Source organism: Chryseobacterium sp. T20 (assembly GCF_047345655.1).
Taxonomy (GTDB): Bacteria; Bacteroidota; Bacteroidia; order Flavobacteriales; family Weeksellaceae; genus Chryseobacterium.
Map to the genome: position 1 here is coordinate 1 of NZ_JBLFDU010000004.1, position 20,319 is coordinate 20,319.

Sequence of the window (20,319 nt, forward strand, 5' to 3'; positions counted from 1 at the left end):
ATATTTTATCCTAATACACTGGAAGGCAGGGTGAAAAATTTTAAACATTTGTTTGGAGGGTTGGGTGAGAACGTGGGGGTGTGGGAGCGTTTGAGTGTTGGAGAGGGTGAGAGGGATGATTCGGGAGACGAGATGCGGGGTTTTGGGGTGACTATTGATCAAAATAAGGTATATATATTATATAGTAGAGCTTTTTTATATTAATAGCCTATATATAAGCTTTGGATAAAGCCGAATTATGGAGTTATTTTTAAACGGGCTTCCTTCGACTGAGCTCAGGATTTTAGCCCGTTCCTATTGATAGAAAGTCATATATATAATAAAGGGAGATTGTTGTTGTTTATTTGCGGGGTGATGATTGCCCACGGATCTCACAGATTGACACAGATAAGATGTTTGCTTTTATAGTATATATAGAGAGAATTGGAAGGATGGGAAATGCTAAAGAGTGTATTATATAAAGTAATAAGATTTAACTCCTAGACCTGTAATTAATTAAAATGCTTCGACTCTGCTCAGCATGACACTACTAATACTAAATGCTAAAAGGCATTAGACATTATACTGTCATTTTAATTCCTTTAAGACTCTCATAAAGGAGTTGGGATTCCTGCGGAATGACACAATGGGAATAGAGACCTATACTCAATACCCCGTTTCCATAGAAATCAGCAAGGTTCCTTTTCTAACTGGAAACACGAAACCCGCAACTCAATAACCCGAAACGCCTAATTTATAATTCATAACTCATCATTCATCATTTACAACTCCTTCCCTAGCCCTGATAGTAATGGTTACCCCGCAGCTTGGGTTGGATACTGGGTGGGTTGGAGCGTGGGAGTGCGCTGGCGCGAGGAGTAGGAATGGATAGCAGGAATTAGCTCCTAATTGAGTTGGAGAGTTGGAGGGTTTGAGAGTTTGAGAGTTGGATGGATGAAATTGTAGTGATAGTATATATATGATGGTTACGGGATTGGGAAACAGTTTCTGTTGAATGATTCACCTTCTCAACTGTAATAATAGATGTAATAATGATAAAAAGAGGTCTACATTTTTTTTGATTCCTTACATTTGTAGTGCATTCCGGTTTCTAAGGAATGAAATGAGTTTTATATATGACAGACAGAAAATATAAGGAAACGGTACATACAGATAAAAACCAATACGACTATATTACGGTAACCCACGACGAAAATAACGTCAGAATCTATACTTTGAAAAATGGATTAAAGGTTTTTCTTGCCCAGAATTTTGATGCTCCAAGAATACAGACCTTCATTCCTGTAAGAACAGGAAGTAATAATGATCCTTCTGATAATACAGGTTTGGCTCATTACCTTGAACATATGATGTTTAAAGGAACTTCCCACATCGGAACTCAGAACTGGGAAAAGGAGAAGGAACTTCTTGATCAGATCTCAGCATTGTATGAAGAGCATAAAGCAGAACAGGACGCTGAAAAGAAAAGAGAAATCTATAAAAAGATTGATGAAGTTTCTCAGGAAGCCAGTCAATATGCCATTGCCAATGAGTATGACAAAGCAATTTCTTCTTTGGGAGCGAGTGGAACCAATGCTCATACCTGGTTTGATGAAACGGTTTACAAAAATAACATTCCGAATAACGAACTTGAAAAATGGCTGAAAATAGAAAAGGAAAGATTCTCTGAAATTGTCCTTCGTCTTTTTCATACTGAGCTGGAATCTGTATATGAAGAGTTCAACAGGGCGCAGGACAATGACACAAGACTTGTGAACTACGAACTGATGGATGCTCTTTTCCCCACTCATCCAAATGGACAGCAAACAACATTGGGAAAACCGGAACATTTGAAGAATCCATCGATGAAGGCTATTCATAAGTATTTTGATGAATATTATGTTCCTAATAATTATGCTATGGTACTGGTTGGGGATTTTGATTTTGAAGAGACCATCCAGTTAATCGATCAATATTTCGGGACTCTACCTTATAAGGAGCTTCCTAAAAAGACACCCGTTATTGAAGAACCTATTACAAAAATTGTAACAAGAACGGTAAAAAGTCCTACTACTCCACGCGCTCAGCTTGCATGGAGAACAGATAGCTATGGAACAAGAGAAGCAATGCTGGCTGATGTGGTTGCAAATATCCTCAGCAACAGAGGGGAAGCAGGATTACTGGATCTGCATATCAATCAGACCCAGAAAATGCTTTGGGCACAAGCCTTTTCTGTAGGGCTAAGACAATATGGATATTTTTCTATTGTCGCTGTTCCTAAGGAAACGCAAACTCTGGAGGAAGCCAGGAATATGGTACTGGATGAAATTGAGCTGATCAAGAAAGGAGATTTTCCGGACTGGATGCTGCCAGCGATCATCAATGATTTCAAACTTCAAAGAATGAAAGGGCTTGAAACTGCCGAAGGACTTGCCACAACTCTTTATGATTCCTATATCAAAGGAAGAACCTGGGAAGAGGAACTGAACGAAATGGATGAATATGCCGCTTTCACTAAAGAGGATGTCGTAAATTTTGCCAATGATTTTTTCAAAGAAAATTATGTGGTTGTCAATAAAGAAAAAGGAGTAAACGATAAATTGATCAGAGTTGAGAATCCTGGAATTACTCCTGTTAAGATCAACCGTGATACTCAGTCTGAGTTTTTAAAAGAGATTCTGGCAGATAAAACGGAGGATATTAAACCTGAATTTATTGATTATCAAAAAGAAATTATCACTGATCAGCTTAATGGAAAGAAATTAAGCTTTGTAAAGAATAAATATAACGATATCGCCCAGCTGCACTTTATTTTTCCTTTGGGAAGTGATAATGACAGAGATTTAGGGATTTCAACTCAGCTTCTGCAGTATTTAGGAACAGATACGCTTTCACCGGAAGATTTAAAAAAGGAATTCTTTAAAATAGGAATCAGCAATGATTTTAAAACAACGAACAACCAGCTTATTATCTCTTTAAGCGGATTAGAAGAAAATATAGAAAAGGGAATCGGTCTTCTCCAGCACTGGATGCATGACGTACAACCTGATCAGGAAATCTATAATCAGTTTGTGGGTACAGTACTGGAAAACCGTGAAGCCATTAAGAAAGATAAAAACCGAATTATAACGGCACTGAACAATTACACGAAACTGGGCAGCAACTCCCGTTTTACGGATGTTATTTCTAAGGAAGAGCTTGAAAGCAGCCATTCTGAAGTATTCACCAACAGAATGAAGAAGCTTTTCCAATATCCTTATCAGGTGTTTTTCTATGGTAAAAATTTTGAAAGCTTTAAAGAATACATCGGTCAGTATATCAAGCCTGAAAGTCTTCAGATCCCGGAAGCCAAGCAATATCCGGAACCAGCAACGGGAGGAAATGTGAATTTCATCAACTACGATATGGTTCAGATGGAAATGAGCAAGATTGGGAAAGGAAACGAGGTGAATCCACTTCATTTCGGAAAGATCAATGTGTTCAATGAATATTTTGGAAGAGGATTATCTTCCATTGTTTTCCAGGAGATGCGTGAAAGTAAAAGTCTTGCTTACTCTGCTTATGTTTCTTATGCTGCGAACTCTGAGCTGAAACATCCTGACTATGTGACGACATATATCGGAACTCAGCCTGACAAACTGATGATCGCTGTAGATACGTTGAATGAACTGATGAACGAACTTCCTGAAGTCCCGATTCAGTTTGAAAACGCCAGAAATGCTGCACTGAAACAGATTGCCTCAACAAGGGTTACCCGAAATAATATATTTTTCAATACGTTAAGATTACAGAAACTGAATATCTATCATGATTTCAGAAAGGATATCTATGGACAGATCCAGAGCCTGAAGTTTGAAGATATCAAACATTTTTATCAGACGGAAGTTCAATCAATACATTTTAATACGGCCATTATCGGGAAAAAGGAGAATCTTGATATGGAAGCTGTCAACAAAATGGGAACATTTAAAGAAGTAAGTCTGAAAGATATATTCGGACATTAAAAAAACAAACCGCCTGATAATTCAATCGGGCGGTTTGTTTTTCATAAATGATAATTCATAATTCATCATTTATAATTCCTCATTCTTTTACGTCATCATACAATCCCCATCTCCATCCTGATAGTTTGGGTCAAAATGATCAGGAAGTAATTCCAGCAGGTTTTTGTGAAACAGATATTCCCGTTTGAAATCACGTTCGTAGATAGGTAAAAATACTTTTGACTGTTGTATTTCTTTATTCAATTTGGTTTGATAAGAGGTAAATCCTTTTACTTTATGGCTCACAATGAAGTATTGTAAAAACCGGACAACCTCATCTGAATTACCGGCCGAAAAAAGATAAGGGATTTTAAGATAGCCATCACGGAGCTGTAACAGAAAACAGGATGTAAGCTTGTTATTTTTATCAAAAATTTTGATCCAGAAATATTTAAAGCTATCAGCAAAACTTGAAAACAGATATTTTTCTTCTTTTTTACCTTCCAAAACCCAGGGATGAGTGATAAAAATGTTGATTTCATCTGCATCACGTCTCCCAGAAAATCCATTAATAAAATCTGTACTTTCTTTGTCGATCTGATCCAGAACTTCGTATTTGAAATCCGGTTTTGATGCTGTAAGATTCTTTATTGAGATCAATCCATTAGCGGCAGCATCCAGAATTTGAAAAAGAGGTTTCAGCGGTTGTGTTTCCGGTTTCTTTTCAGGAATCATTTTGGCTGCATCGGTTCTGAAGTAATAGCGTATCCCTTCTTTTGGAAAGACATATTCAAAAACACCCATAATATTGTAGAGGGCTTCGGCTTCTTTGGTAAATTCTGTAATAGCAATTCTGCCTTCGTACTCTTCAAAAACTCTTTTCAGCAATGCTTTTGCCGGTCTTTTCTTTCTGTATTCCGGGTTTACATACAAGGTACTGAGCCACGCATAACGGATTTTTTTTCCATCTATAATAAAATGGTCCGGAAAACATCCCACATAACCGATCAATTTTTCTTCATAAAAAGCTAAAATAAGAAGCGTATCCCCGTCTAATGCTTTTGGATTCTGAATATGAGACAGCGCACGGTGTTTGGTAATCGGAAGAAAATCATATTGCTGAAAATCTCCGGAGGATATAAAATCTTCCAGTTCTCTTCTATTGAATGTTTTCAGCGTTATCATTCTCTAATAATCGTATTTTTATTGATAAGTTTTTTCAATCTGAAGTAAGCGATTTCCTTTTTCAGGATCTGTGCTCCGCTCTCTCCCATTTCCATTGGAATTCGTTGAAAGTTTCTTTGTATACTGTCCAGTTTTATACCAGCGCACCCAAAACTGCAGTAGATTTCCTCATTTTTATAGAGTTCTTCAAAAAAATCTTTCTTTACTTCAAAATCGGTAAACGGAAAGGCGAAACTTTCATACAGGAAATCATTTTCTTTTAAATAATCAAAAGTCTTATCTGTTGTTTCCATTTGCTGTTTCAATGATAAATCTCCATATTTCGGATGATCCCAGCTGTGCGAAGAAATTCCGAAACCTTTGCGGGTAAGTTCTTGTAATTCTTCTGTTGTTAAATAAGGTTTAAATTCCTTTGAATAAGCCTTAAAATCTATTTCAAATTTTTCTGCGAGTTGATCCAGAATATCTTTTTCCTGATAATTTATGGATAAAATTTTCTTTTGTAAAACGCGTCTATCTACATTTTTCAATGATAGAATAATATAAATTTCAGGATCTATGGTTTTCATTTTTTCAACAGCATCGGCAATAAGACTTGCCTTGCATCTGAACATCATATCTTCATTGTCTATGAAGGCCGGATTGATAAAATTACAGGCATAAATTCCTTTTCGTTCCAATATGGGAACGGCAATATCGTAGAACTCTCTGAAACCGTCATCAAAAGTTAGAAGGGCAATTTTTTTCGAAGGCTTGAAACTCCCTGACCAATAATCTTTAAACTCCTGCCAGTTTACAAACTGAAAATTCCTAGCCATATGATCGAGATCGTCTTCAAACTGTTTGGTATTCTTATAACGGATCACATGTTTTAAATGAGGAAGTTCTTTATCGGAAACACTATGATAAAGCGGCAGACAATAGTCCAGCGGAAATGATTTCCCGATATTCTCAGATTCAAAAGCGGCCAAAACATTGACGATCCTGTCTTTCATCCTATTTTAAATAAAAAAGAATCTATTCAAAATTAAATTCAAATAGATTCTTAAAGGTATAACTTTTAAAATTATTTTATAATCTTCATTTCATCAACAAGCCATCTTGAATCAGCGAACTTATCGATAATGAAAAGGATATATTTTGTATCTACCATGATGTTTCTGCTGAAACGCGGATCATAATTGATATCACTCATTGTTCCCTCCCACTGTCTGTCGAAATTCAATCCAACTAAGTTTCCGTTGGCATCAAGAGCAGGACTTCCTGAGTTTCCTCCGGTTGTGTGGTTGGTTGCAGTGAATCCCACAGGAATGTCACCTGTTTTATCTTTATAAATTCCGAAATCTTTTTTGTTGTAAAGATCAATCAGTTTCTTTGGAACATCAAATTCGTAGTCTCCAGGAACATATTTTTCCATTACTCCCGCAAGGTGAGTCTGGTATCCGTAAGAAACGGCATCTCTAGGAGTAGAACCTTTTACTTTTCCATACGTTACACGAAGTGTTGAGTTCGCATCCGGGAAGAATTTTCTGTCTTTATCCGTCTGCATCTGCTGCGCCATGAACTTTTTCTGTAAGGCATCAATTTTTGCCTGCATAGAAGTATATTGCGGATCAGCCGTTTTCATATACGTCTCTTTCATGGAAACATATAATTGATAAATTGGATCTTTCTTTAAAGTCTTGATTAATTTATCCTGATTAGAAAACGCTTTATCAATATCTGTAGTCAATGCTCCTCCGTTTACAGCAGTTCTTCCTGTAATGATAGAGTTTTTAGACATATCTTCTACTACAGGAATATTAGCATTCTCGTCTTTATATTTGTTGAATCCTGCCGGTAAAAACTGTGGTGCAGTTTTATTCACATATAAAGCCAATAGTTTTGCAGTTACTTTTGCATCAAGCTCAGCACTGTAATCTTTATAGAAAGAAGTTAATTTTGTTTTTAACTTTGAAAGTTCCTTTTCATCCATTCTTCCAGCTTCTACAGAAGCTACGAAGTCGTAATAATCACCAGCAAGCTTCAAAGTCTCAGCATTTCTGATTACTTCTGTATAGTAAGCGTTGTTTAATGCATAAGAAGCCTGATCATTGTACAGTTTATTCAACTGGTCCAAAGTAGTCTTGATCTCCGGGTTTTTAGCGACCAAAGAACCTTCATACATTACTTTCTTTTCTACAGCATTGGATTTTTTCAATCCTTCTACTTCACCGATCCATTTTTTCCAATAGTTGGCTACTGAAGCATATTTTGAAGCATATTTGATACGCGTCTCGTTGTCAACACGCATTTTCTCGTCCAAAGTTTTTAAAGCAACATCACGTACGGCAATTCTTGCAGGGTCAATATCTTTCATAATCTTCTCCACCCCAATTGCAGGAAGGTATTCTGTAGTTCTTCCCGGGAATCCGAATACAAAAGTAAAATCGTTTTCGTTTTTATCTTTGATAGAAACCGGTAAATAGTGTTTTGGCACGTAAGGTACGTTGTCTTTTGAATATTCTGCAGGCTTGTTGTTTTTGTCTGCATAAATTCTGAACATAGAGAAATCTCCGGTATGTCTCGGCCAAACCCAGTTGTCCGTATCGCTTCCGAATTTTCCGATGCTTTGAGGCGGAGCTCCTACTAGACGGATATCTTTATAAGTCTCGATCGTGTAAGCATAATATTTATTCCCATAATACATTGGCTTTACCATGATCGACTGGTAAGATTCAATTTTCTGAGAGTTTTTATACACCTCAATATTGTTGTTGATCCTTTTAGTAAGCTCAGGCTCTGTAAGATTGTCTGTACCTTCTAATATCGGATCAGTAACTTCTTTTATATCTACAATAAAATCTACTTTTACTCCCGGGTTAGGAAGTTCACCTTCTGTATTTTTTGCCCAGAATCCGTTTGAAAGAAGATCATTCTGAACGGTAGAATGTGCCTGAATCTGACCAAAACCACAGTGATGGTTCGTTAAAAGCAATCCTTTAGGCGAAATAATTTCTGCAGTACATCCGCCATTAAACTGTACTACCGCATCTTTAATGCTTGGTTTCTGAGGATTGAAAATATCTTTTGCAGAAATCTTCATTCCTAAATCCTTCATTTCCTTTTCATTCAGCTCCGTAGGAATCCACATTCCTCCATATTGTTGCGCAAATGCCATTGCAGCTGGCAAAAGAAATACAGATAAAAGTATCTTTTTTGTCATAATCAAAATTTTGCCCCAATTTACAAAGAAAAATAGGAACAGGCTTTATAAAACACGTAGAAAAGTTATTAAGAGTTCGTTTTTGAAAATATGGATAGGCAATAGTCAATTTTGCTTCGCAAGTGAATGGTGAATTTTTATAATTAAAAATAAGTAAATTCATTAAAAATTGACAAGCGAAGCAAATTCACCATTCACCATTCACCATTCACCATTCACCATTCACCATTCACTACTTATTCACTCATCCTATCCCTTCCCTATGGCTTAATTTTTGTTGATTGGAAGTAACTTTATTATTAAAAACATCCTTAAATTAATTATTATGATGAAAAGCAAAATGCTCATGTTGGGAATGGCATCTGTTCTATTCTTTGCTTCATGTTCTAAAAAAGAAACCACTGAAACAACAGCTACTACAGATTCTGCAACGGCAGTACAGCCTGCTGCTACAGACAGTATTACAAAAGCAACCCCTACAGCAGCCGGAGATACTTCTGAAAATGCTTTAGACTGGGCAGGTACTTATGAAGCAACTGTTCCGTGTGCCGACTGCCCGGGAATCAAGACTTCTTTGACTTTGAATGATGATAAAACATTCAGCATTAGTGAAGAATATCTTGACAGAAACTCAAAAAATCAGGATAAAGGATCTTTCTCTTGGGATGCAACAGGAAGCATGATTACTTTAAAAGGGAAATCTGCAAACTATAAATATAAAGTGGGTGAGAATATGCTGATCCAGCTGGATATGGAAGGAAAAGAAATTGATGGTCCGAACAAGGATCTTTATGTATTCAAGAAAAAATAAAAATAAAGGCTCAGGCCTTTATTTTTTTGCTTTTATATCCTCTAGAACTGATAGGCTGTAATCTTCGGATCATCTATGAATCTTCTGATCACTTCTTCATGGTGACTGTTTTTTCCTGTCAGCCTCCAGATAACCGTTAAACTTTCCGATGAATATTGCTGTTTGAGCATCTGATATCTTAAATGATGTCCTTTAAAAATATGCTCACAATATTGGATATCTGCAGCATGAGTCAAAGCAATTTTATATTCTCTTACTTTATTATAATTATCAATAAAATTCTGAAGATAGGTTAAAGCACTCAAAACAATCAAAACCAACGCAGTTCCCAGAAGAGCAATATAAATATAACCGGAACCTACCGCCATTCCTATAGAAGCTGTGGCCCAAATAGTAGTTGCTGTGGTAATTCCTTCAATTTTATTATCTCCTTTGAAAATCACTCCTGCTCCCAGAAATCCTATTCCGGTAATGATATTAGCTGCCAGACGATCCGGATTGGCCACGCCTATTTTTATGGAAAGTATAGTAAACAGACAGGCTCCGAAGCATACCAGGATAAAAGTTCTGAGACCTGCAGATTTGTTACGATATTCACGTTCAGCACCAATGAACAGTCCTAAAATAACTGAAATAAGAATCAGCAGCAATTCATTTTTAATAGCGTAATGGTCCTGAAGAAAATCCATTTTTTTACATTTAAACTGAGAATAAATTTACAATAAAATACCATTAAGGAACTATCTTTGCTGCAGAGATTTTGTGCCATGACCTCAAAAAATTCATTTCACAAAAAAACTTTTGTAATATTACATTTTAATTGCTACAATTTTCTTGTATAAAAGCAGTACTGAGGATATTGCTTATCAGCAGGAAAAATCTCGCTTATAAAAAATAAAAAAAAATACTTATATACAATTATGGATAAAGAAATTTCACACTTCTGGTTAGGATATTTCAAGAATGAAGAAGACTTTTATAGCTTCATAGAAGAGGATGAAAACTACTATATAGAGGAAGAAACTGATGATCAGTATGTTTCCAAGTTTGCAGAATCACAGAACATTAAGTGGTTTGACGATGACTTTATAGAATATGGTTTTGAGGATAAAAACCTTAGTCTTTATGACAAATTTGCAGAATATTCTTATGCAGACCAATGGATTCCAATCTTAGAGAAAAAATTGAATGAACTAAGTCTGGATACGCCTGTAAATGCTATCATTTTTGCAACAAGATTTGTGATTCCTAATCCGGTTTCTGTAGAAAATGATGATTTTTCACTGCATTATGTGGGGGAAATAGAATACGATATTTAGCCGTCAAATGAAAAGAGCTTCAATAAAGGATTACGGGAATCTGCTGAGGGTTTTTGTAATCCTTTTAGATTATGGTGTGATTAGAAAAGAGAAGATCATTAGCTGGGCTGATTCCATATTGGCATCTGAGAATGAATCTGAATATGTATTCATTGAGCTTTCCACTTGTGCAAATACACAAGATATCATACAGGTCTTAAACAAGAATACTCTTGATTCAGATTCAGAAATCACATCCAGAGCTGTATTGGGAATTTTATATCATCTGCTAGATGAGAATAATAAAGTAGTTTTAAAAAATATCTTTCAAACCGCCACTCATATTTCTTACGAAGAACAGCTTACCTATGATGAGCAATTTCTTCTTTACCGTTTTGATGAATATACTGACCTTTTTGAAAACGGAGTCTTTGAGAAATTAAATCTTTTTAAAACTAATTTTGAGGAATTACTAGGTATATACAAAGATTTCAAACTTGATAATCCTCATCAATGGGTAACGATTAATGAAAAGATAAAACAGGATCTGCAAATAAAACTTGAAGCTTTCAAAAGTGGTTATCATTACTAAAAAACAGTTTATTGAAATCAAGGGTATATATAAAACAATAACCTAATTCTAATAAAAATAAAACTTCCGCCAAAAGACGGAAGTTTTTTATTTAAGGTATGATTTACAGTATTGATTAATGCGCTTCTAACCAGTTATCTCCTACTCCAATTTCTACCAATAGCGGAACCTGTGTCTTTAAGGCACTTTCCATTTCGGTTTTGATCAGTTTTGAGGCAGCTTCGATCTCGTCTACCGGAGACTCGAACACTAGTTCGTCATGTACCTGAAGCAGCATTTTTGTTTTAAGCTGTTGTTCTTCAAGTTCCCTGTCTATTTTAATCATGGCAAGCTTGACAACATCTGCAGCACTTCCCTGAACTGGTGCATTCACAGCATTTCTTTCCGCATGACCTCTTACCACGAAGTTATTGGAATTAATATCTTTCAGATGACGTTTTCTTCCTAAAATAGTTTCCACATATCCTAACTGGCGTGCTTTGTTCACCTGTTCTGCCATGTATTCCTTCAATTTCGGATAGGTTTCGAAGTAAGCTTCGATCATTTGCTTAGCTTCTGTACGGGATAATCCGGTTTGTTCTGCCAAAGCAAAAGCTCCCTGTCCATAGATAATTCCAAAGTTTACGGTTTTAGCCTGGCTTCTCTGGGTTTTTGAAACCTCAGCCAAAGGAATTTTAAAAAGTTTTGCAGCTGTAGAAGCGTGGATATCTTCTCCATCCTGGAAAGCTTTGATCATATTATCTTCACCGGAAATCTCAGCAATCAAACGAAGTTCAATCTGTGAATAATCGGCAGAAATAATCTTTTTCCCTTCTCCGGAAACAAATGCTCCACGGATCTGCTGTCCTCTCACCGTTCTGATCGGAATATTCTGCAGGTTCGGGTTTACACTCGCCAAACGGCCTGTAGCGGCTGTAGTCTGTGAGAAGTTGGTATGTACTCTGTTATCTTTTTTCTCAATCTGTGAAGGCAAAGCGTCTACATAGGTTGATTTTAATTTCTGATAGGTTCTGTATTCCAGGATATACTTGATGATCTCATGCTTTGAAGCTAATTTTTGAAGAACATCTTCTGAGGTTGCGTATTGTCCTGTCTTTGTTTTCTTAGCCTTTGGATCCAGCTGTAATTTTTCAAACAGAATTTCTCCCAACTGCTTAGGGGAATTCATATTGAATTCTTCTTCTGAAAGTTCAAAAATCTTTGTTTCCAGCTGCTTCAGGTCATTTTCAAGGTCAACACTTTCCTGTGCCAGCCATTTTTCATCCAGAGAAATCCCTGAAAGCTCCATTTTTGCCAGTACTTCCATCAGAGGCATTTCGATATTGAAGAAAAGCTCTTCCAGATTTTCCTTTTTCAATTGAGGAGCAAAAAGCTCGTACAACTGGAAAGTTACGTCTGCATCTTCTGCCGCATAATCTGTCTGTGTTCTTACATCTGCATCTCTGAAGCTACCCTGTTTTTTCCCTTTCTTTCCAATAATGGTTTCAATAGATACCGGTTTGTAGTTCAGATACACTTCTGAAAGGTAATCCATCCCGTGTCTTCCATCCGGATTCAGCAGGTAGTGGGCAATCATGGTATCGAACATAGCACCTTTAACGGTGATGTCGTATTGTTTTAAAACTTTATAATCGTATTTAAGATTGTGAGCAACTTTCAGCAGGTCTTCTTTTTCGAAAAACGGTCTGAAAATCTCCAGAGTCTGCAACACTTCTTCTCTGTTTTCAGAAAGAGGAATATAATAGGCCAATCCTTTCTTGTAAGAGAAGCTCATTCCTACCAGTTCTGCTTCCAGCTCATTCAATGAAGTGGTTTCCGTATCAAAACAAACTACTTTTTGCTGTAATAAGTTATCAACCAGTTTTTTCTGAGCCTTTGGATTGTCTATATACTGATAAAGGTGATCATTATTCTCAATGGTAGACTTTGTAGAAGTAGCCTGTTCCAGTTCTTCAAAGTTGGCAAAAAGGTCAAGCTGCATCACCTGTCCTTTCACTTCTCCAGCTGCAGAAACCTGCTTTTCTTTTACTTCTACTTCGTTTACCACTACTGCTTCCGCAGTAGCAGGAGCAAAAGCTCTGTAAAGGTTTTCATATAGTCTTCTGAATTCTATCTCATCGAAGACTTCTTTTACTTTTTCAAAATCCGGAGTTTCAAGGTCATATTGTTCCTGATGGAATTCTACAGGAGCGTCACAGATAATGGTTGCCAGTTTTTTAGACATAATACCACGTTCTGCTGAAGCCTCTACTTTTTCTTTCAGCTTTCCTTTCAGTTTATCGGTATTGGCAAGCAATGTTTCGATATTTCCGAATTCTTTCAGGAATTTCATTGCCGTTTTCTCTCCTACTCCTTCCAGTCCAGGAATATTATCTACCGCATCTCCCATCATGGCAAGGAAATCTATCACCTGTTTAGGGTCTTCAATTTCATATTTTGCTTTTACTTCATCTACACCAAGAATTTCGATATCGCCACCTTTTAATCCTGGTTTATAAATTTTAATTTTATCGGTAACCAGCTGTGCAAAATCTTTATCCGGCGTTACCATAAAAGTGGTATATCCTTCTTTTTCTGCTTTGCATGCAATAGTTCCAATGACATCATCGGCTTCATATCCTTCTACACCAAGAATCGGGATATGCATTGCTTCCAGAATTTTGTGAATGTATGGAACCGCAATTTTGATTGCTTCAGGAGTTTCACTTCTGTTGGCTTTATAATCTGAATAGTCATCAGTTCTTACACTGGCCTGTCCAACATCAAAAACCACTGCCAGGTGAGTAGGTTTTTCTCTTCTGATCAATTCGATCAAAGAATTGGTAAAACCAAAGATGGCAGAAGTATCCAGTCCTTTGCTGGTAAGTCTCGGATTCCTGATTAATGCGTAATATCCTCTGAAAATCATCGCATAAGCATCGATGAGAAACAGCCTTTTATCGTGTGTTGCGTCCATATTTTGAATAATGAACAAATATAAGAAAATAGGAGTAAAAATTGGTAGCCTGTTGAAGGGTTTCGGGAATGGAGATTCAGGATTTGGGGGTTCGAGATGGGGTTAAAAAAACAAAACAGCATACCCGAAGGCATACTGTTTCTTTTTTTATTTAAGTTTATGGGATTATTTACCTGAAGAAGGCCATAGTCCTGCGTACTGAGAAGTACCGTAGTCAATCGTCTCAGCACTGATGACGAAGCTGATCAGCATACTGTTGCTGTCTACTGCATCGAAATCTACTTCGTGTTGAATCACATATCCGTTCTCCCATTTCAAAGTGATTAATGTTCCTTCTTCGTGAGATTTGTTGAAAGTGATTTCTCCTACTGTTGGCTTGTATTTACCATTTAATAAACTTTCAAGGATGTCTGACTTTTCAGTAGCTTCTACTGTCACCTTGATTAATGCGTTAGAAGGATCTGATGCTACACGTCCTGATACGTCTGTAGATCTTGATACACTGTAATTCATTTTTAACAGTTTCTGTCCTTCACCGTTGTTGAATTTTAAGATTCCTCTTGAATTTCTTTCTGCCATGATTGTAAATTTTAATCGTTAGTAATAAATTGTAATTCAATAATTATATAACAAAGATAACCTCATTGGTTTTGAAAAAAAAGCAATTGAAGGGAAATCTGAAAAAGTGTCGTAATTGTACGATTTGATGTAGTAGTTCTACGATTTCGTGTCGTAATTCTACGACATTAGATTTAAAAACAAAACACAACATGCTATAAATAACTGTTTTAAATACGACTAAAAACCGCTTTCAAATCACAATTTATTACACTATTAAGAGAAATAAAATACATAAAATTCACTTATTTTCATAAAAAAAGACCTTATTCAGGTCTGGTTATTTTATCTTTTTTAAATCAGAAAAATGGATTAAGTTTAGGCATCATTTGCTATTACATGGATTCCGTTTCCGGCATCTTCTGCCATTGCATTGGCTAGTATTCTTCTTGAGTCTTCAGAAAAATAAAATCACTTGCGCATCTATCATTTTCCTTTTGAAAAAGGATTTTTGAAATTCTTTTAAACGGAAAAACAGAACAGTATACCCGAATGAGTGTACTGTTCTGTACCAATTTTATTTTTACTAAGATGATGAATAGGCTTATTTACCTGCTGAAGGCCATAGCCCAGCGAATTGAGCAGTACCGTAGTCAATGGTTTCAGCGCTGATGACGAAGCTGATCAGCATACTGTTGCTGTCTATTGCGTCGAAATCTACTTCGTGTTGGATTACGTATCCGTTCTCCCATTTCAAAGTAATCAGTGTTCCCTCTTCGTGAGATTTGTTGAAAGTGATTTCCCCTACTGTTGGCTTGTACTTACCGTTTAACAAGCTTTCAAGGATGTCTGATTTTTCAGTAGCTTCTACTGTTACTTTGATCAATGCATTAGAAGGATCTGATGCTACACGTCCTGAAACGTCTGTAGATCTGGAAACGCTGTAATTCATTTTTAACAGCTTCTGTCCTTCTCCGTTGTTGAATTTTAAGATTCCTCTTGAATTTCTTTCGGCCATGATTAGTAAATTTAATCGTTAATAATATTTTGTGATTTGGTGATTGTGTTAGCAAATATAGAGGCTCTTTTTCGCTAAAAAAAAAAAATGAATATAAATCTGAAAATTTGTAGTAGTTCTACGATTTCTTGTAGTAATTCTACGACAATGGATTTAACAATACCAGTCAAAAGCTCATCAATAAAGGGTTTTAATTGATTGAAAATTAACAACAAAAACAATAATTTTCCACATCAGTGAGAAATATTATGATTTTATTAATAAAATATTAGGATGTTTTTAACAGATTGTTCAATAAAAAAGCAACCGTTTTATGGGTTGCTTTTTTATTTTAATTGGATATTATTTTACTGTTGAGTTTTTCCACCTTCTTTGATGGAACGAACCAATATTTTATTTTTTCTCAGAAGAAAATCGGGCATCAGATCTACAGGAAGGTAGAAAGGGCTTTCCCCTTTTTTCTGGAGTTCTTCCACGATTCCTGGATTCCAGGCCAGTATTTTATCTACTTCTACGTTCAATTCAGCAGCAACTACGTTCAGATTGAACCCTGCATTGATCTCTGTTTCTGAAAGCGCTGCAGCAGTTTCTTTACGGTCTCCCTCAAAGAAAATCTTGTTGAGCCTTGCAGAATTATAATTGTTCAATACACTCTGAAGTTCTCCTGTTGCATAGCATGCATTAAGATATTTCTTCACATGATTAATGGTTTCTCCAGGAAGGTATTTATAAAACACATGGTATTGAGTAGAACCGGCAGCTTCCATTGCTTTGGCAATATTTCCTTCACCACAGTTATATGCAGCTACTACGGTCACCCAATTATTGTACTTTTTATAAAGATTGCTTAAGGAAATGGTAGCGGTTTTGGTACTTTTATAAATATCGGTACGTCCCTGCTCTGTAAGCCCATACTGGTTGGCATGTGCAGTCATAAACTGCCAGATTCCTACTGCTCCGGCGCCTGAGGTAATATTTCTGTCAAAATGGGACTCAATCAGGGCGAGATTTCTCAAATGCTTGGGAAGGCCTTTCTGAAGGAGTAATTGTTCAATAAATTCTACAAGATCCTTATTGGCATTAATGATACCTTTATACTTTTTCACACTGCTTTCCGAGGTATCGGAGGCGGCAAGAAACTGTCCGTTGATCATGATAACGGATCCTAATAATAGAAAACCTGTAAAGATATTTCTGACAATTGTTTTCATTTTAATTTTATTTATAAGCTAAAAGGCAAAAGTGGGTAACAAATTTGCCTTTTTACTTTATATTTAATCTACTTTCCAGTTTAATTTATCTTCTTCTTTATTCCAATCTACATGAATAGTCTGGCCGGATTTCACTTCTTCTCTCACAATCATTTTAGAGATTGGTCTTGCAAGCTGAGCACGGATGACTCCGGAGATCTGTCTTGCACCATACTTACTGCTGAATCCTCCTAATGCAAGGTTTTTCACAGCTTCGTCTGTAATTTTTAAAGCAATTCCCAATCTTGTTAATGACGTATGAAGTGATTTCAGCTGAATATTAAAGATTCTTTCTGCAATGGATTCTGTGATGGGGGCAAAAGGAATAATCTCTGTAATTCTTGCCAGGAACTCAGGTCTGAATCGTCCGGAGTTTGACATAATCTGCATGAGTGAAGATGATTCCGGAATTTTTCCTTCTTCAAACTGTTTTACAATTTCTTCACTTCCGATATTGGAGGTAAACAGGATCAATGCATTACTGAAATCTCCTTCTTTACCTAATTTATCATGAACTTTTCCTTCGTCCATAATCTGAAGGAATACATCAAAAACGGAATGGTGGGCTTTTTCAATCTCGTCAAATAACACAACGGTATAAGGCTGTTGTCTGATTTTGTTCACCAACATCCCTCCTTCTTCATATCCAACATATCCCGGAGGCGCTCCGTATAGCAAAGCTGCGGAATGTTCTTCTTTAAATTCTGACATATCAAAGCGTACCATTGCCTTTTCATCGTTGAAAAGAAGCTCAGCCATTGATTTGGCCAGCTCTGTTTTACCGGTTCCTGTAGGTCCCAGAAGGAAGAATGATCCGATTGGCTGTCCTGGTTTATTTAATCCGCTTCGGTTTTCAACAATAGCATCGGAAAGGATTTTTAGTGCATGATCCTGTCCTACGACTCTGTTCAATAGAAGGGATTCCATATTCAGAAGTTTTTCTTTTTCCTGAGCCTGGATTTTCCCGATGGGAATATTGGTTTTGGCGGCCATTACGGCTGCCAGTTCCAGTCTGTCTACTTTTTCTCTTTTCTTGGCAGCATGCTGTAAAAGCTCTGCGTAAGTATCTTCAATAATCTTCTGAATCTGATCTACCGGCATAGAGTTATCAATGGATGGCTGCTCACTCAGTGATCCCCAAAGAATCGGGCTTATTTTATCTCTTAGCAGGTTGTAAGTCCAGATCAGTTCATCTGCTTTATCTTTGCTGTCTGCATATTCTTCCATTAAAATCGCATCGTAGCTTTCTTTCCAGCTGTCCAGCTCTTTTTCTGATAATTCATCCAGCATTTTGATGGCAGCCATTGTTCTGTCTAATAAATCAATAGCGGCATCCGGTAATTTTTTACCTTTTGCATATCTTTTTGCCAGACGTACACATTCCGGAAGAGCTGTTTTTTCAACTTCAATTCCGTGATGTTTTTTGTATCCTTCAAGAAGTACATCAATCATTTTGACACAGGTTTTCTCGTCCGGTTCATTCACCGTTAACACCTCAAAACGACGGTTGAAAGCCTGTTCCGGCTCTATAATTTTTCTGTATTCTTCCTGCGTGGTAGCTCCGATTACGGTAATTTCGCCTCTGGCAAGCTCAGGTTTCAGGAGGTTGGCAACGTTTCCAATACTTCCTTTAGGATCTAAAAGGGTATGAATTTCATCAATGAAAAGAATGGCTTTTTCAATTTTCTTACATTCATTGATAACTTTTTTCAGACGGTCTTCAATTTCGCCTTTATAAGAAGTTCCTGCCAATAGTGCTCCGGTGTCCAGTTCTAAAAGAGTACCGTTTTTAAGCATTTCAGGAACATTTCCTTTAATAATTTCTGTAGCGAAACCTTCTACTAATGCTGTTTTCCCTACTCCCGGCTCTCCGATAATGATTACATTCGGTTTGCTTCTTCGGCAAAGAATTTCCACCAACATTCTCAGTTCTTTATCTCTACCAATGATATTTTCGATTTCCCCTTTTCTTGCCTGTGCTGTTCTATCCACACAATAGCTTTTAATGGAAGGAAAGGAAGAGTCTGAATACTCTGCACCATTTGAAAATAATGATGAAAAATTTCCGTCTTCTGAAACGGTAAATGGAGTATCTTTTCTATACAGGTTAAAGATCTCATGTTCTCTCAACGGAAGTGATTTTAACTGCTGAAGGGAGAATACCACCTGTGGTTTTACAATTGCGGTAAGAATACAGATGGGAGTAATCTCATCCAATCCTAATTTTAAACGGATATCATCAGCTTCTTCAATAAGGGTATCTATGGCATCATCCTGCCCTACCTCATCGGGAAGGTGGTTGGTTTTTGGATATTCTTCAATACGGACATCAGCCCATTCGTAGAAATAGCCCGGATCTTTATCTATACTTTTCAGGAATTCATTAAGCCCGATATCTTTATGCATTAAAGCCTGCAGAATATGCGGGCCACCATAAGTTCCATTATAATTTTCCTTCGCTATCGACTGAGCAATGTGAAATAGTTGCTTTACTGTTTCGTTGGTTACTAGTACTCCCATTTATAATTTTCTTATATTAATATATTTGCGTTCTGTTGTGCTTACGATTTGATGATTTTAAAGTATGTTTTTCATCTCTTTTTTCAAAGAATCAAAACTTATTCTTTTTGTGCAGCTAAAATTAGCTATTTTATTCTAAATGATATAAAGATAGTTAATTCTTCAATTAGAGAAGTAGCCACTGTATTTTTTTTGTTTTAAAGCATGATTCCATGACCATCATTTAATGCCCCATTGTTGTTCCCTACTCCGTTTTCTTTTAAATATTCAAAAAATATAATAAAATCAAGCTGACCCATTGAAGTCCTATGTAGATATAGAACAGCATGGCTGAAGGTTCTGCCAGTTCATATAATTTTTCAATCAATGTGGTTTTGATAATTTCGGAAAAGTCTGCATTATCCTGCCCTAAATTCAGTTCATCAAATTTGATCTTATTTAAGGCATATCCTAAAATCTTTTTCAATATTCTGTTCTCAGAACTGGTTCTGAATTCATTCAACAGTTTAACTTTTGCAATAGCAAAATCTGCACTGGTTCGGATTACCGTAGGCTGTTTTGCTTTAAATGTAGTGATGACCTTATCTATAAAGGGAACGACAATGGTCTTGGAATGGTCCTGCAGCAGTTTATTAATGACTACAGACATCGCATATTTTGTGGCAAAAACTACTGTAAAAAACGGAGCTATGATAATCAGCAGATAAAAAATACTCGCTGAAACAGGTTGAGCAGTAATAGTGGTTATCAAAAATCCTCCAGCACCACTGTGCCCTAAAGACGGCCCTAGTTTTTCTGATAAGATATAAATTCCCAGGACAAGTACTATAATGGTTGAAATGGCTCCAATTGCGTAAATTTTCAACACGTTGAATATGAATACTGCAGACAGTTTGGACAAATATTTCAGGTGATCTGTGATTTTGTTCATTGACAAATTGTTTAATTGAATAATATGGTCTAG

Annotated in this window: 15 protein-coding genes; 5 read left to right on the forward strand and 10 right to left on the reverse strand. The window is 36.5% G+C overall.

Annotated elements, in window-relative coordinates; all coding sequences use genetic code 11:
- Together ACMA47_RS11105 and ACMA47_RS11110 are read left to right on the forward strand one after the other, a co-directional pair.
- The coding region (locus tag ACMA47_RS11105) for a hypothetical protein (protein ID WP_413929841.1) at nucleotides 1-204 on the forward strand (204 nt) is incomplete at its 5' end.
- 911 nt (nucleotides 205-1,115) lie between these two features.
- A complete protein-coding gene (locus tag ACMA47_RS11110; RefSeq protein WP_413929842.1) occupies nucleotides 1,116-3,983 on the forward strand; it encodes a M16 family metallopeptidase in 2,868 nt (955 codons plus the stop codon).
- Nucleotides 3,984-4,070: 87 nt separating this feature from the next.
- Here the strand turns inward: ACMA47_RS11110 and ACMA47_RS11115 are convergent, their stop codons facing one another.
- The 3 genes from ACMA47_RS11115 to ACMA47_RS11125 form a co-directional block, all read right to left on the reverse strand.
- Complete coding sequence (locus ACMA47_RS11115; RefSeq protein WP_413929843.1) at nucleotides 4,071-5,147, reverse strand: GNAT family N-acetyltransferase; 1,077 nt, start codon at nucleotides 5,145-5,147, stop codon at nucleotides 4,071-4,073.
- Entirely contained in the window at nucleotides 5,144-6,142 is a 999-nt protein-coding gene (locus ACMA47_RS11120; protein ID WP_413929844.1) for a polysaccharide deacetylase family protein, read from the reverse strand. The genes ACMA47_RS11115 and ACMA47_RS11120 overlap by 4 nt, the downstream gene beginning before the upstream one ends.
- Before the next feature lie 71 nt (nucleotides 6,143-6,213).
- Nucleotides 6,214-8,352 carry a S46 family peptidase gene (locus ACMA47_RS11125; protein ID WP_413929845.1) on the reverse strand — a complete coding sequence of 713 codons (2,139 nt, stop codon included), beginning with the start codon at nucleotides 8,350-8,352 and terminating at the stop codon, nucleotides 6,214-6,216.
- A gap of 325 nt (nucleotides 8,353-8,677) precedes the next feature.
- Here ACMA47_RS11125 and ACMA47_RS11130 point away from each other — a divergent pair, with 325 nt between their 5' ends.
- Nucleotides 8,678-9,163, forward strand: a complete 486-nt coding sequence (locus ACMA47_RS11130) for a copper resistance protein NlpE (protein ID WP_413929846.1) — start codon at nucleotides 8,678-8,680, stop codon at nucleotides 9,161-9,163.
- A 41-nt stretch (nucleotides 9,164-9,204) separates the two neighbouring features.
- Here the strand turns inward: ACMA47_RS11130 and ACMA47_RS11135 are convergent, their stop codons facing one another.
- A complete protein-coding gene (locus ACMA47_RS11135; protein ID WP_413929847.1) occupies nucleotides 9,205-9,852 on the reverse strand; it encodes an MgtC/SapB family protein in 648 nt (215 codons plus the stop codon).
- 231 nt (nucleotides 9,853-10,083) lie between these two features.
- Here ACMA47_RS11135 and ACMA47_RS11140 point away from each other — a divergent pair, with 231 nt between their 5' ends.
- Together ACMA47_RS11140 and ACMA47_RS11145 are read left to right on the forward strand one after the other, a co-directional pair.
- On the forward strand, nucleotides 10,084-10,482 hold the full coding sequence (locus tag ACMA47_RS11140) for an immunity 22 family protein (protein WP_413929848.1): 399 nt from the start codon (nucleotides 10,084-10,086) through the stop codon (nucleotides 10,480-10,482).
- A 7-nt stretch (nucleotides 10,483-10,489) separates the two neighbouring features.
- Nucleotides 10,490-11,053, forward strand: coding sequence for a hypothetical protein (locus ACMA47_RS11145; RefSeq protein ID WP_413929849.1), 564 nt, complete (start codon nucleotides 10,490-10,492; stop codon nucleotides 11,051-11,053).
- A 115-nt stretch (nucleotides 11,054-11,168) separates the two neighbouring features.
- Here the strand turns inward: ACMA47_RS11145 and polA are convergent, their stop codons facing one another.
- The 6 genes from polA to ACMA47_RS11175 all read right to left on the reverse strand — a co-directional run bounded on the left by polA (nucleotide 11,169) and on the right by ACMA47_RS11175 (nucleotide 20,286).
- A complete protein-coding gene (gene polA / locus ACMA47_RS11150; protein ID WP_413929850.1) occupies nucleotides 11,169-14,009 on the reverse strand; it encodes a DNA polymerase I in 2,841 nt (946 codons plus the stop codon).
- Between the two features lie 165 nt (nucleotides 14,010-14,174).
- On the reverse strand, nucleotides 14,175-14,588 hold the full coding sequence (gene tssD / locus ACMA47_RS11155; protein ID WP_034697132.1) for a type VI secretion system tube protein TssD: 414 nt from the start codon (nucleotides 14,586-14,588) through the stop codon (nucleotides 14,175-14,177).
- 583 nt (nucleotides 14,589-15,171) lie between these two features.
- Nucleotides 15,172-15,585: a type VI secretion system tube protein TssD gene (tssD, locus tag ACMA47_RS11160; RefSeq protein WP_047429480.1), complete on the reverse strand. Its 414-nt coding sequence runs from the start codon at nucleotides 15,583-15,585 to the stop codon at nucleotides 15,172-15,174.
- Between the two features lie 347 nt (nucleotides 15,586-15,932).
- A complete protein-coding gene (locus ACMA47_RS11165; protein WP_062675332.1) occupies nucleotides 15,933-16,796 on the reverse strand; it encodes a lytic transglycosylase domain-containing protein in 864 nt (287 codons plus the stop codon).
- Between the two features lie 63 nt (nucleotides 16,797-16,859).
- The gene (locus ACMA47_RS11170; RefSeq protein ID WP_413929851.1) at nucleotides 16,860-19,355 is read right to left on the reverse strand and encodes an ATP-dependent Clp protease ATP-binding subunit; all 2,496 of its coding nucleotides are present in this window, start codon (nucleotides 19,353-19,355) and stop codon (nucleotides 16,860-16,862) included.
- A 259-nt stretch (nucleotides 19,356-19,614) separates the two neighbouring features.
- Entirely contained in the window at nucleotides 19,615-20,286 is a 672-nt protein-coding gene (locus ACMA47_RS11175; protein ID WP_413929852.1) for a hypothetical protein, read from the reverse strand.
- Nucleotides 20,287-20,319: the final 33 nt, after the last annotated feature.

Excerpts from the sequence above, each read along its gene's own strand:
- ACMA47_RS11130 (WP_413929846.1), top strand. The coding sequence starts at position 8,678 with ATGATGAAAAGCAAAATGCTCATGTTGGGAATGGCATCTGTTCTATTC.
- ACMA47_RS11115 (WP_413929843.1), bottom strand. The coding sequence starts at position 5,147 with ATGATAACGCTGAAAACATTCAATAGAAGAGAACTGGAAGATTTTATA.
- ACMA47_RS11135 (WP_413929847.1), bottom strand. The coding sequence starts at position 9,852 with ATGGATTTTCTTCAGGACCATTACGCTATTAAAAATGAATTGCTGCTG.
- tssD (WP_034697132.1), bottom strand. The coding sequence starts at position 14,588 with ATGGCAGAAAGAAATTCAAGAGGAATCTTAAAATTCAACAACGGTGAA.
- ACMA47_RS11145 (WP_413929849.1), top strand. The coding sequence starts at position 10,490 with ATGAAAAGAGCTTCAATAAAGGATTACGGGAATCTGCTGAGGGTTTTT.
- ACMA47_RS11120 (WP_413929844.1), bottom strand. The coding sequence starts at position 6,142 with ATGAAAGACAGGATCGTCAATGTTTTGGCCGCTTTTGAATCTGAGAAT.
- tssD (WP_047429480.1), bottom strand. The coding sequence starts at position 15,585 with ATGGCCGAAAGAAATTCAAGAGGAATCTTAAAATTCAACAACGGAGAA.
- polA (WP_413929850.1), bottom strand. The coding sequence starts at position 14,009 with ATGGACGCAACACACGATAAAAGGCTGTTTCTCATCGATGCTTATGCG.
- ACMA47_RS11170 (WP_413929851.1), bottom strand. The coding sequence starts at position 19,355 with ATGGGAGTACTAGTAACCAACGAAACAGTAAAGCAACTATTTCACATT.
- ACMA47_RS11140 (WP_413929848.1), top strand. The coding sequence starts at position 10,084 with ATGGATAAAGAAATTTCACACTTCTGGTTAGGATATTTCAAGAATGAA.
- ACMA47_RS11165 (WP_062675332.1), bottom strand. The coding sequence starts at position 16,796 with ATGAAAACAATTGTCAGAAATATCTTTACAGGTTTTCTATTATTAGGA.
- ACMA47_RS11125 (WP_413929845.1), bottom strand. The coding sequence starts at position 8,352 with ATGACAAAAAAGATACTTTTATCTGTATTTCTTTTGCCAGCTGCAATG.
- ACMA47_RS11110 (WP_413929842.1), top strand. The coding sequence starts at position 1,116 with ATGACAGACAGAAAATATAAGGAAACGGTACATACAGATAAAAACCAA.
- ACMA47_RS11175 (WP_413929852.1), bottom strand. The coding sequence starts at position 20,286 with ATGAACAAAATCACAGATCACCTGAAATATTTGTCCAAACTGTCTGCA.